The sequence below is a fragment of the Leclercia sp. 119287 genome (assembly GCF_009734485.1).
GTDB lineage: Bacteria > Pseudomonadota > Gammaproteobacteria > Enterobacterales > Enterobacteriaceae > Enterobacter > Enterobacter adecarboxylatus_C.
Map to the genome: position 1 here is coordinate 235511 of NZ_CP046445.1, position 11962 is coordinate 247472.

General features: G+C 56.3%; 10 protein-coding genes. 7 read left to right on the plus strand and 3 right to left on the minus strand.

Going from position 1 to position 11962, the window contains the following annotated elements:
- The first annotated feature begins 288 nt into the window (after positions 1-288).
- Entirely contained in the window at positions 289-1938 is a 1650-nt protein-coding gene (pgi, locus tag GNG27_RS01100; RefSeq protein WP_156262684.1) for a glucose-6-phosphate isomerase, read from the plus strand.
- A gap of 179 nt (positions 1939-2117) precedes the next feature.
- The gene (psiE, locus tag GNG27_RS01105; protein WP_142487837.1) at positions 2118-2528 is read left to right on the plus strand and encodes a phosphate-starvation-inducible protein PsiE; all 411 of its coding nucleotides are present in this window, start codon (positions 2118-2120) and stop codon (positions 2526-2528) included.
- Positions 2529-2622: 94 nt separating this feature from the next.
- Here the strand turns inward: psiE and malG are convergent, their stop codons facing one another.
- The 3 genes from malG to malE form a co-directional block, all read right to left on the minus strand.
- Entirely contained in the window at positions 2623-3513 is an 891-nt protein-coding gene (gene malG / locus GNG27_RS01110; protein ID WP_142487838.1) for a maltose ABC transporter permease MalG, read from the minus strand.
- Between the two features lie 14 nt (positions 3514-3527).
- Positions 3528-5072, minus strand: a complete 1545-nt coding sequence (gene malF / locus GNG27_RS01115) for a maltose ABC transporter permease MalF (protein ID WP_142487839.1) — start codon at positions 5070-5072, stop codon at positions 3528-3530.
- A gap of 120 nt (positions 5073-5192) precedes the next feature.
- Positions 5193-6383: a maltose/maltodextrin ABC transporter substrate-binding protein MalE gene (gene malE, locus GNG27_RS01120; protein WP_106993919.1), complete on the minus strand. Its 1191-nt coding sequence runs from the start codon at positions 6381-6383 to the stop codon at positions 5193-5195.
- 369 nt (positions 6384-6752) lie between these two features.
- Between malE and malK the strand changes: the two genes are divergently transcribed.
- The 5 genes from malK to ubiA all read left to right on the plus strand — a co-directional run bounded on the left by malK (position 6753) and on the right by ubiA (position 11884).
- Positions 6753-7862 carry a maltose/maltodextrin ABC transporter ATP-binding protein MalK gene (gene malK, locus GNG27_RS01125; protein ID WP_156262685.1) on the plus strand — a complete coding sequence of 370 codons (1110 nt, stop codon included), beginning with the start codon at positions 6753-6755 and terminating at the stop codon, positions 7860-7862.
- A 71-nt stretch (positions 7863-7933) separates the two neighbouring features.
- Positions 7934-9247: a maltoporin gene (locus GNG27_RS01130; RefSeq protein ID WP_142490044.1), complete on the plus strand. Its 1314-nt coding sequence runs from the start codon at positions 7934-7936 to the stop codon at positions 9245-9247.
- Between the two features lie 113 nt (positions 9248-9360).
- Positions 9361-10323: a maltose operon protein MalM gene (malM, locus tag GNG27_RS01135; RefSeq protein ID WP_142487841.1), complete on the plus strand. Its 963-nt coding sequence runs from the start codon at positions 9361-9363 to the stop codon at positions 10321-10323.
- 181 nt (positions 10324-10504) lie between these two features.
- Positions 10505-11002, plus strand: coding sequence for a chorismate lyase (ubiC, locus tag GNG27_RS01140; protein WP_142487842.1), 498 nt, complete (start codon positions 10505-10507; stop codon positions 11000-11002).
- Positions 11003-11014: 12 nt separating this feature from the next.
- The gene (ubiA, locus tag GNG27_RS01145) at positions 11015-11884 is read left to right on the plus strand and encodes a 4-hydroxybenzoate octaprenyltransferase (protein WP_156262686.1); all 870 of its coding nucleotides are present in this window, start codon (positions 11015-11017) and stop codon (positions 11882-11884) included.
- Positions 11885-11962: the final 78 nt, after the last annotated feature.

Here is an 11962-nt window from a genome sequence, read left to right on the forward strand (position 1 = left end):
GGAAGGAAAAAAGCGACCATGGCACAAGGACAAAATAGTTTTATCGGTGCAGGCGCAAATACCGTGTGTATAAATAAAATGTGTGGAGGATCCTGTCAACGCCGGGATTATGCGGATTTTTCATGCTGCCTTCCATATGAGAAACAGGACTTATAACAGCTATACTTTTGGGGCTTTTGCGCCGCACTTGATACAGGCCAGGCCAATGGCATAAAAACCATCACAATTTTCAGCGACAGAGGCTACAATCGACCGAGGTCACAATTCTCAATTCAGAAGAGTATTGCTATGAAAAATATCAATCCAACGCAGACTTCAGCCTGGCAGGCATTACAGAAACATTTTGAAGAAATGAAAGACGTCACCATCGCGGACCTGTTCGCGAAAGACGGCGATCGTTTCAGCAAGTTCTCCGCGACCTTCGACGATCGGATGCTGGTGGATTTTTCCAAAAACCGCATCACCGAAGAGACGCTGGCAAAACTGCAGGATCTGGCGAAAGAGACCGATCTGAGCGGTGCCATCAAGTCCATGTTCTCCGGTGAGAAGATCAACCGCACCGAAGATCGCGCGGTGCTGCACGTGGCCCTGCGTAACCGTAGCAATACCCCAATTATCGTTGACGGCAAAGATGTGATGCCGGAAGTGAACGCCGTCCTGGAAAAGATGAAATCCTTCTCTGAAGCGATCATCTCAGGTCAATGGAAAGGCTACACCGGCAAAGCGATCACCGACGTGGTGAACATCGGTATCGGCGGCTCCGACCTCGGCCCGTTCATGGTGACCGAAGCGCTGCGTCCGTACAAAAACCACCTCAACATGCACTTTGTCTCTAACGTCGATGGCACCCACATCGCGGAAGTGCTGAAAAACGTGAACCCGGAAACCACCCTGTTCCTGGTGGCGTCTAAGACCTTCACCACTCAGGAAACCATGACCAACGCCCACAGCGCGCGCGACTGGTTCCTGAAAACGGCCGGTGACCAGCAGCACGTAGCGAAACACTTCGCGGCGCTCTCCACCAACGCCAAAGCGGTAGGCGAGTTCGGTATCGACACTGCCAACATGTTTGAATTCTGGGACTGGGTTGGCGGACGCTACTCCCTGTGGTCCGCTATCGGCCTGTCGATCATCCTCTCCGTGGGCTACGACAACTTTGTTGAGCTGCTCTCCGGCGCGCACGCGATGGATAAACACTTCTCCACCACCGCCCCAGAGAAAAACCTGCCGGTACTGCTGGCGCTGATCGGCATCTGGTACAACAATTTCTTCGGCGCTGAAACCGAAGCGATCCTGCCGTACGACCAGTACATGCACCGTTTCGCGGCCTACTTCCAGCAGGGCAACATGGAATCCAACGGTAAATACGTTGACCGTAACGGCAACGCCGTGGATTACCAGACTGGCCCAATCATCTGGGGCGAGCCAGGCACCAACGGTCAGCACGCGTTCTACCAGCTGATCCACCAGGGCACCAAGATGGTTCCTTGCGATTTCATCGCCCCGGCCATCACGCATAACCCGCTGTCTGACCACCATCCGAAGCTGCTGTCGAACTTTTTCGCGCAGACTGAAGCGCTGGCGTTCGGTAAAGCGCGTGATGTGGTTGAGCAGGAGTATCGCGATCAGGGTAAAGATCCGGCGACGCTGGACCACGTGGTACCGTTCAAAGTGTTCGAAGGCAACCGTCCGACTAACTCCATCCTGCTGCGTGAGATCACCCCGTTCAGTCTGGGCGCGCTGATTGCCCTGTATGAGCATAAAATCTTCACCCAGGGCGCAATCCTGAATATCTTCACCTTTGACCAGTGGGGCGTAGAGCTGGGCAAACAGCTGGCTAACCGCATTCTGCCAGAGCTGGGTGATAACCAGGATATCAACAGCCACGACAGCTCCACCAACGGTCTGATTAACCGTTATAAAGCCTGGCGCGCATAAGTAAGTCTGCTGCGGTCTGTGTGCCCGGTGGCGCTACGCTTACCGGGCCTACAAAACCCCGTAGGCCGGGCAAACGGAGTGCCGCCCGGCAGATCTGCACAAAATATAAACAAAAAATATAGATCCCCGTCACATTTTTGCGTTATACAGGAACCTCGCCCCGGAGAATGAGGTGCTGTATGACATCCCTGACTCGCCCACGCGTTGAGTTTATCTCAACCATTCTGCAGACCGTGCTGAACCTGGGTCTGCTGAGCCTTGGCCTGATCCTGGTCGTCTTCCTCGGTAAAGAGACGGTGCATCTGGCTGATGTGCTTTTTGCCCCTGAGCAAACCAGCAAATACGAGCTGGTTGAAGGGCTGGTGGTTTACTTTCTCTACTTCGAATTTATCGCCCTGATCGTGAAGTACTTTCAGTCTGGCTTTCACTTCCCGCTGCGCTACTTTATCTACATTGGTATCACCGCGATTGTGCGACTGATTATCGTCGATCATAAATCGCCCCTCGACGTGCTGCTCTACTCGGCGGCAATCCTGCTGCTGGTGGTCACACTCTGGCTGTGCAACTCGAAGCGATTAAAACGGGAATAAAAAAAGGGCGGCCCGAGGGCCGCCGAATACAGTCACAAGTTTGGATCAAGACATCAAGGCAAAGTTGAGGGTTGCAGTGGCATAACAATGAAACTTAACCTTTCACACCCCCCGCGGTCAGGCCGTTCACCAGCCAGCGCTGAGCCAGCAGGAACACGACGGTGATCGGGATAGCGGAGAGTACGGCGGCTGCGGCAAAGTCGCCCCACAGGTAGTTTTGTGGGTTGAGGTATTGCTGCATCCCTACCGCCAGGGTGTAGCTGTTCACATCCCGCAGCAGCAGTGATGCGACCGGCACTTCGGTGATGGCGGCGATAAACGACAGAATAAAGACCACCGCCAGAATCGGCACGGAGAGCGGCAGCAGCACCAGGCGGAACGCCTGCCATGGGGTGGCGCCATCCAGCGAGGCCGCTTCTTCCAGCGAGTTGTCGATGGTTTCGAAATAGCCCTTGATGGTCCAGACGTGCAGCGCGATCCCGCCGAGGTAGGCGAAGATCACCCCACCGTGGGTGTTCAGGCCGATGAACGGCACGTACTGGCCGAGGCGGTCAAACAAGGCGTACAGGGCGACCAGCGACAGTACCGCCGGGAACATCTGGAAAATCAGCATCCCTTTCAGCAGCGTCGCTTTCCCTTTGAAGCGCATACGGGCAAACGCGTAGGCGCAGGTGGTGGAGAGGGTCACGATACCGATCGCGGTGATGGTGGCGACTTTCACCGAGTTCCACAGCCACAGCAGCACCGGGAACGGCGGCGGCGTCACGCGGCCATCGGCGTGCTCCACGCTGAAGCCCAGCGCCAGCTTCCAGTGCTCCCAGGAGATCTCATCCGGGATCAGGCTGCCTGTCGCGAAGTTACCCGAACGCAGGGAGATGGCGATAACCATCAGCAGCGGGAACATGATCGCCGCGATAAAAATCAGCAGGCCCAGGTGGGTCGCAAAGAGGCGCAACTTCTGAGATTTGGGTTGAACCATAGACATAATCAGTGCCCTCCTTAGTCAAATTTCATGCGAGTAGCTTTCAGGTTTACAATCGCCAGCGCGCCTACCAGCAGGAAGATCAGGGTGGCAATCGCTGCCGCCAGACCGAAGTCCTGGCCGCCGCCGCCTTCGAAGGCGATACGGTAGGTGTAGCTTACGAGCAGGTCGGTATAACCGGCTGGCGTGGTGGTGCCGAGACGGTCCGGGCCACCGTTGGTCAACAGCTGAATCAGCACGAAGTTGTTAAAGTTAAAGGCGAAGCTGGCAATCATCAGCGGCGTCAGCGGCTTGATCAGCAGCGGGAGCGTAATTTTAAAGAAGTTCTGGAACGGGGTCGCACCGTCCATCGCCGAGGCTTCGTACAGGTCATCCGGGATGGCCTTCAGCAGCCCCATGCACAGGATCATCATGTACGGATAGCCAAGCCAGGTGTTGACGATGACGATCATGGTGCGGGCGGTGGTCGGATCGCTGAACCAGGCCGGCTTGATGCCAAACAGCCCGCTCAGCATCATGTTGATTTCACCAAAGCTCTGGTTGAACAGACCCTTGAAAATCAGAATCGAGATGAACGACGGCACGGCATAGGGCAGGATCAGCAGGACGCGGTAAATCGCTTTCCCTTTCAGCGCTTCCCACTGGACCAGGCAGGCCAGCACCATGCCGACAGCCACGGTCAGGATCACGGTCAGTATCGAGAAGACCACGGTCCAGACGAAGATGGCGAAGAACGGCTTCTGAATGCCTTCGTCGGTGAAGACGCGGGTAAAGTTGTCCCAGCCGATGGTGACGGTGTAGCCCGGGCTGAGCTTATCGTCGCCCCAGTTACCGTCGGCATTGACGGACTGGTAGAAACCAATCTCATTGTTCGGGCGGTACTTCACGCCGGTCTGGTTGTTGGTGAGCGTGCTGTTATCGCCCAGCGTATAGAGCGGACGTGTGCCGGAGAACTGGCGCAGCGAGCTCATGATCACTTTGCTTTCATCCGGCAGCTCGGCGGTCACCTGGGTCAGCGCCTGGCGGTTCTGGGTGATAACACGCAGGTTAGCGCGTTCCCCTTCCGGCAGCGCGTCTGCCTCTTTCAGGGCCAGTTTCTGCTCGCCGCCAAATTTAAAGGCATCGGAAACGTAGTATTTGCCCGCGGCATCGTCGGTCAGGGCCAGCTTCCACTCGTCACCGGACGGGTAGAGGCCAAAGTTGAAGGTCTTACCGGCCTGATAGGAACGATCCATCAGCACCTGCTGGGCGCGCTCTTGCGCGAGCTGGTTGGTGCTGCTGTAGTTGGTGAAGGCAATGGCGATGGTGCAGATCAGGGGGAACAGGACAAACAGCCCCATCCCGGCCACGCCCGGATAGACATAACGCCAGGCGTAGGCTTTACGATTCGCAAAAATATAGAGGCCGACCGCGCTTAAGATCAGCGTCATGGCGGCAAACAGGTACTCCCCCTGGGCGTACATTACAACAATAAGGTAACCCACCAGCAAGCCCAGCAGACCAATCACTGACCATTTCAGCGTGTCGCTTTGCCACCAGTGTTTCTTTTTAACGACATCCATGGGGATCTTCCTCTACAACTGTGAAAACTTATTGTCAGGTGGCGCTCCGCTTACCTGACCTACGGTTCGAACCGTAGTTGTAGGGCGGGTAAGCGAAGCGCCACCCGCCGCTGTTACTTACTACTTGGTAATACGACCCTGAGCATCTTTCAGCGCGGCATCCACAGTCTGACGACCGCTGGCGGCGTTGATCACCGCAGTACGGGTGGCATACCAGAAGGCAGCCATCTGTGGGATGTTCGGCATGATTTCGCCTTTCTCGGCGTTACTCATGGTGGCGGCGATGCGTGGATCTTTCGCCAGCGTTTCCTGGAAGGATTTCAGCGCCACGGCACCCAGCGGTTTATCCTTGTTCACTTCTTCCAGACCCTGATCGGTCAGGAGGTAGTTTTCCAGGAACTCTTTCGCCAGCTCTTTGTTCGGGCTGGCGGCGTTGATACCGGCGCTCAGCACGCCAACGAACGGTTTAGACGGCTTGCCATTGAAGGTTGGCAGCACCGCGACGCCGTAGTTGATTTTGCTCTTGTCGATGTTGGACCACGCCCACGGACCGTTGATGGTCATCGCGGTTTCGCCCTTGTTGAACGCGGCTTCGGCGATGGAGTAATCGGTGTCCGCGTTCATCTGTTTGTTCTTGATCAGGTCAACCAGGAAGGTCAGACCCGCTTTCGCGCCTGCGTTGTCCACGCCGACGTCTTTCACGTCATATTTGCCGTCAGCAAATTTGAACGCGTAGCCGCCATCGGCAGCAATCAGCGGCCAGGTGAAGTACGGTTCTTGCAGGTTGAACATCAGCGCGCTCTTACCTTTCGCCTTCAGCTCTTTATCCAGAGCCGGGATCTCTTCCCAGGTTTTCGGCGGGTTCGGTACGAGGTCTTTATTGTAGATCAGGGAGAGCGATTCAACCGCGACCGGGTAAGCAATCAGCTTGCCGTTGTAACGCACGGCATCCCAGGTGAACGGGAACAGCTTGTCCTGGAAGGCTTTATCCGGAGAGACTTCCGCCAGCAGACCAGACTGTGCGTAGCCACCGAAACGGTCATGCGCCCAGAAGATAATGTCCGGGCCGTCGCCGGTCGCCGCAACCTGCGGGAATTTCTCTTCCAGTTTGTCCGGGTGTTCAACGGTGACTTTGATGCCGGTGTCTTTCTCGAATTTCTTACCCACTTCGGCCAGGCCGTTGTAGCCTTTGTCGCCGTTAATCCAGATTACCAGCTTACCTTCTTCAATTTTGGCGAGCGCCGGAGCGGAGATCATCATTGCTGCAAGGGCGGACAATGCGAAAACGCGTGCGCCAGTCTTGATATTCATATCTGCCATCCTTTTTGGTGATGTGCTGTGGATACATGAGGTAGTTCAACGTCGCTCAGTCTCCTTATTTGACATCCTCTTTCCATCCTCCCGTCCCCTACGCCCCACCCCCGTTTTATGTGATCTGCGTTGCATAAAATTGAGTTATGTGTCCCAGCGCACATAAAAGTACGCTGAATTTTGCCAGTGACATCACGAATTTAGCCTCAGCCCCCGGGTCGCGCTGGCTGAGTCCTCTCTCTCATCCTCCCGCCTCCTCCCCCATAAAAAAGGCAGGGGGTGGAGGATTCGCGGTGCCGCGCGATACCGCATAGTCAGCCCATATTGAATGTTTCTGTCGATGACAGGTTGTAACGAAGGGAGTAGGGCATGGCGAGCGTAGAACTGCGTAACGTAACGAAAGCCTGGGGTGACGTGGTGGTGTCGAAAGATATCAATCTCGATATCCAGGAAGGCGAATTCGTGGTTTTTGTGGGCCCGTCAGGCTGCGGTAAATCCACACTGCTGCGCATGATTGCCGGTCTGGAAACGATCACCAGCGGCGATCTGATGATTGGCGATACCCGGATGAACGATATCCCGCCAGCGGAACGCGGCGTCGGGATGGTATTCCAGTCTTATGCCCTCTATCCCCATCTCTCCGTTGCCGAGAATATGTCGTTCGGCCTGAAGCTGGCCGGCGCCAAAAAAGAGATTATCAACCAGCGTGTGACCCAGGTTGCCGAAGTGTTGCAGCTGGCGCACCTGCTGGAGCGTAAGCCGAAGGCACTTTCCGGTGGTCAGCGTCAGCGTGTGGCGATTGGCCGTACGCTGGTGGCGGAACCGCGCGTGTTCCTGCTCGATGAACCGCTGTCGAACCTCGACGCCGCGCTGCGCGTGCAGATGCGTATTGAGATCTCCCGCCTGCACAAGCGTCTGGGCCGCACCATGATTTACGTCACCCACGATCAGGTCGAAGCGATGACTCTGGCCGACAAGATTGTGGTGCTGGATGCCGGTCGCGTGGCGCAGGTAGGTAAACCGCTGGAACTCTATCACTACCCGGCAGACCGCTTTGTTGCGGGCTTTATTGGCTCGCCAAAGATGAACTTCCTGCCGGTCAAAGTCACCGCCACCGCCATTGAACAGGTTCAGGTTGAACTGCCGAACCGCCAGCAGGTGTGGTTACCGGTAGACAGTGCAAACGTCAACGTGGGGGCGAACATGTCCCTCGGGATCCGCCCTGAGCATCTGCTGCCGAGCCACATCGCTGATGTGACGCTGGAAGGCGAGGTTCAGGTGGTTGAGCAACTTGGTCATGAAACACAGATTCATATCCAGATCCCCGCCATTCGTCAGAACCTGGTGTACCGCCAGAATGACGTGGTGTTGGTAAAAGAGGGTGCCACATTCGCTATCGGCTTGCCGCCAGAGCGCTGCCATCTCTTCCGGGAAGATGGCACTGCATGTCGTCGGCTGCACCAGGAGCCAGGCGTTTAAGGAATCCCAATAATAAGCACGAAACCATCAGGTGAAGTGTTCAAAGAAAAGCAATGATCTCAGGAGATAGAATAATGATTACTCTGCGCAAAGTCCCTCTGGCGGTCGCCATTGCGGCAGGCATCCTGTCTGCCCAGGCCGGCGCTGTAGACTTTAAAGGTTATGCTCGTTCTGGCATTGGCTGGACCGGGAGTGGTGGCGAACAGCAGTGTTTCCAGGCAACAGGTGCACAAAGTAAATACCGTCTTGGTAACGAATGTGAAACCTATGCTGAATTGAAACTTGGCCAGGAAGTGTGGAAAGAGGGTGACAAGAGCTTCTACTTCGACACCAACGTAGCGTATTCCGTTTCTCAGCGTAATGACTGGGAAGCCACCGATCCGGCATTCCGTGAAGCAAACGTGCAGGGTAAAAACCTGATCGAATGGCTGCCAGGCTCCACTATCTGGGCCGGTAAGCGCTTCTATCAGCGTCATGACGTTCACATGATCGACTTCTACTACTGGGATATTTCAGGTCCTGGTGCCGGTATCGAAAACATCGATCTGGGCTTCGGTAAACTGTCTATGGCAGCGACCCGCTCATCTGAATCCGGCGGCTCTTCCGCGTTCGCAGATTTCGATGCAAACGGCGACCGTATTTACGACAACGTTGTACCAAACGACGTCTTCGATATCCGTTTAGCCGGTATGGAAATCAACCCAGGCGGTACCCTGGAGCTGGGCGTTGACTACGGCCACACCAACATTCCTGACGACTACTATCTGCAGCCTGGCGCCTCTAAAGATGGCTGGATGTTCACCGCTGAACATACCCAGAGCATGATGAAAGGCTTCAACAAGTTTGTTGTGCAGTACGCAACGGATTCCATGACCTCCAACGGTAAAGGTATTCCGCAGGGTGCAAGCCTGAACAACGACGGCTCCCTGATTCGCGTCATCGACCACGGTGCAATCACTCTGGCTGACCAGTGGGATCTGATGTACGTCGGTATGTACCAGAACATCGACCTGGACAACAACAACGGTACCGAGTGGTGGACCGTCGGTGTTCGTCCGATGTTCAAATGGACGCCAATCATGTCCACCCTGCTGGAAGTGGGCTACGACAACGTCAAATCTCAGAAAACTGACGACACCAACAGCCAGTACAAAATTACCCTGGCGCAACAGTGGCAGGCAGGCGACAGCATCTGGTCTCGTCCGGCTATCCGTGTCTTCGCAACCTACGCCAAGTGGGATGAGAAATGGGGTTACGCAAACAACGGCGACACGAATGCAGGCTACACCTCTGGCGTAGCGTATAACGACACTTCTGCACGTACCTTCAGCCGTGGCGACAACGATGAGTGGACCTTCGGTGCCCAGATGGAAATCTGGTGGTAATACGTAGTATCTGATGTATTGACCTGAAAGAGGGGCGCAAGCCCCTCTTTTCATAGAGTTCTGCGCGCTATTGCCTGGCCACCGCAGTGCTTATGCTATCTGAGGTAAAAACAATGAAAATGAAGAAAAGTCTCGTCGCGCTGTGCCTCTCCGCAGGGTTGTTGGCAGGTGCTCCAGCCATCACGCTCGCCAACGTTAATTTTGTACCGCAAAACACCAGCGCCGCGCCTGCTGTCCCGGCTGCCGCGTTGCAACAGTTAGTCTGGACACCTGTCGATCAGTCCAAAGCCCAGACCACCCAGCTTTCAACCGGCGGCCAGTCCTTGAATGTGGCGGGCATCACCGGCCCGGTGGCAGCCTACAGCGTGCCGGCCAATATCGGTGAAATCACGCTTACGCTGACCAGTGAAGTGAACAAACAAACCAGCGTATTCGCACCGAACGTGCTGATACTGGATCAGAACCTGACGCCATCGGCCTACTTCCCAAGCGAATACTTCACCTATCAGGAGCCGGGCGTCATGAGCGCCGACCGCCTGGAAGGGGTCATGCGCCTGACGCCTGCGCTGGGCCAGCAAAAACTCTATGTGCTGGTGTTTACCACCGATAGCGATCTGCAAAAAACCACCAAGCTTATCAACCCGGCAAAAGCCTATGCCAAAGGCACCGGCAATGCCGTACCGGATATTCCGGACCCGCTTGCCCGTCACGTCACTGATGGTGAGCTGAAGCTGAAAGTCTCCACCAACAGCGCCTCCAGCGTGCTGGTCGGCCCACTGTTTGGCTCCTCCGGCCCGGGCCCGGTCACCGTGGGTAACACCGCAGCACCTGCCCCGGTCTATGCCGCGCCAGCCGCAGCACCTGCCACCGCTGCTGCTCCTGTCGCTGCCCCGGTCGCCGCGAAGAAGAGCGAGCCGGTGCTTAACGACACCGAAACCTACTTCAATCAGGCCATTAAACAGGCAGTAGATAAAGGCGATGTCGACAAGGCGCTGAAACTCCTTGATGAAGCCGAGCGTTTAGGCTCGACCACTGCCCGTTCCACCTTTATCAGCAGTGTAAAAGGCAAGGGGTGACCGTCTCCCCACAGTGCTGATTTTGTCAGTAGTTTGGTGCGCCCTTGCGGGCGCACTTTTTTTGCGATCTCTGCCGCTGTTGCACCTCTGTTGCGATAATGTTCGCTAGTTCACGTTTGCCCGCCCCCATTCCGCGTTTCTGCGATACAATAGCTTCACGTTATGTATCGGAGAGTCTGGCATGTCACACCCCGCGCTTTTGCTCCTGCGCGCGCTGCGTTATTTTGACGAAATACCTGCGCTGGAACCGGAGCAGCTCGACTGGCTGCTGCTGGAAGATTCCATGACCAAACGTTTTGAGCAGCAGGGCAAAAAGGTTACCGTCACCCTCATTCAGGAGGGATTTGTCACGCCTGATGCGGTAGCGGACGAACTGCCATTACTGCCGAAAGAGGCACGCTACTGGCTGCGGGAGATCCTGCTCTGTGCCGACGGCGAGCCGTGGCTGGCCGGACGCACCGTGGTGCCTGAATCCACCCTCACCGGACCGGAGCTGGCGCTGCAGCAGATGGGCAAAACCCCGCTGGGCCGCTATCTGTTTACCTCCTCCGAGCTTACCCGAGATTTTATTGAGATTGGTCGCGATGCCGGGCTGTTGGGACGCCGTTCCCGCCTGCGCTTAAGTGGTAAACCCCTGATGCTGACCGAGCTGTTTTTACCGGCGTCGCCGTTGTACTAAGAGGAAGAGAAAATGGAGTGGAGTCTGACGCAGAACAAGCTGCTGGCGTACCACCGCCTGATGCGAACCGACAAGCCGATTGGTGCGCTGCTGCTGCTGTGGCCGACCCTGTGGGCGCTGTGGGTGGCGACCCCCGGGCTGCCGCCGCTGTGGATCCTGGCGGTGTTTGTGGCGGGCGTCTGGTTAATGCGCGCGGCAGGCTGTGTCGTCAACGACTATGCCGACCGTAAGTTTGACGGCCATGTGAAACGCACCGCTAATCGTCCGCTACCGAGCGGCGATGTCACCGAGAAAGAGGCGCGCACGCTGTTTGTAGTGCTGGTCCTGCTCTCGTTCCTGCTGGTGCTGACCCTGAATACCATGACCATTCTGCTCTCCGTAGCAGCGCTGGCCCTGGCCTGGGTCTATCCGTTTATGAAGCGCTACACCCATCTGCCGCAGGTGGTGCTGGGTGCCGCCTTTGGCTGGTCGATCCCGATGGCGTTTGCCGCCGTCAGCGAAAGCGTGCCCCTGAGCTGCTGGCTGATGTTCCTGGCCAACATCCTCTGGGCGGTGGCCTACGATACCCAGTACGCGATGGTCGACCGGGACGATGACCTGAAGATCGGCATCAAATCCACCGCCATTCTGTTTGGGCGTCAGGACAAGCTGATCATCGGGATTCTGCAGGTCGCGGTGCTGGGGTTGATGGTGGCGATTGGTTATCTGAACCAGCTGAACGGGGCCTTTTACGCGGCGGTCGCGGCGGCAGGGGTGCTGTTTATCTACCAGCAAAAGCTTATCGCCAACCGCGAGCGCGACGCCTGTTTTAAAGCGTTTCTGAATAATAACTATGTGGGGCTGGTGTTGTTTTTAGGCCTGGCGGCGAGTTACTGGGCATAAAAAAAGCTGGGTGGCGGCTTCGCCTTACCCGGCTTACGATCTGGCAAACCCTGTAGGCCCGGTAAGCGTTAGCGCCAC